The following is an 877-nucleotide window of genomic DNA, read 5'->3' on the forward strand; positions in this document are numbered from 1 at the left end:
TCTTACCAGCCGCGTTCGGCGAGCCGGTGCGGCTGGGCGATCTGTTCGACGTTGATGCCGACCATCGCCTCGCCCAGCCCCCGTGACACCTTGGCCAGCATGTCGGGGTCGTCGTAGAAGGTGGTGGCTTTGACGATCGCGGCGGCCCGGTGTTCGGGGGCGCCGGACTTGAAGATGCCCGAGCCGACGAACACACCTTCGGCGCCCAGCTGCATCATCATCGCCGCATCGGCCGGGGTGGCGATCCCGCCGGCGGTGAACAGCGTCACCGGCAGCTTGCCGGCGCGGGCCACCTCGGCGACGAGTTCGTAGGGCGCCTGCAACTCCTTTGCCGCCACATACAATTCGTCCTCCGACAACGACGTCAGCCGACGGATTTCGCCGCTGATGGCCCGCATGTGGGTGGTGGCATTGGAGACATCGCCGGTGCCGGCCTCGCCTTTGGAGCGGATCATGGCCGCGCCCTCGCCGATCCGGCGCAGCGCCTCACCGAGATTGGTCGCCCCACACACGAACGGCACGGTGAACTTCCACTTGTCGATGTGATGGGTGTAATCGGCCGGAGTCAGCACCTCCGACTCGTCGATGTAGTCCACGCCCAGGCTCTGCAGGATCTGCGCCTCCACGAAATGACCGATGCGCACCTTGGCCATCACCGGGATGGTCACCGCGGCGATGATGCCCTCGATCATTTCGGGGTCGCTCATCCGCGACACCCCGCCGTGAGCGCGGATGTCGGCGGGCACCCGCTCCAACGCCATCACCGCGACCGCGCCCGCGCCCTCGGCGATGCGCGCCTGCTCCGCGGTGACGACGTCCATAATCACGCCGCCCTTGAGCATCTCGGCCATACCACGCTTGACCCGCGCCGTACCGG

The 877-nt window shown here is 67.5% G+C and carries 1 protein-coding gene; it reads right to left on the reverse strand.

The genetic code is table 11. The features are described 5' to 3' along the window. Positions 1-2: 2 nt before the first annotated feature. A partial coding sequence (pdxS, locus tag BST40_RS28295; protein WP_089025339.1) for a pyridoxal 5'-phosphate synthase lyase subunit PdxS occupies positions 3-877 on the reverse strand: 875 nt, incomplete at its 5' end.

Source organism: Mycobacterium persicum (genome assembly GCF_002086675.1).
Classification (GTDB): domain Bacteria; phylum Actinomycetota; class Actinomycetes; order Mycobacteriales; family Mycobacteriaceae; genus Mycobacterium; species Mycobacterium persicum.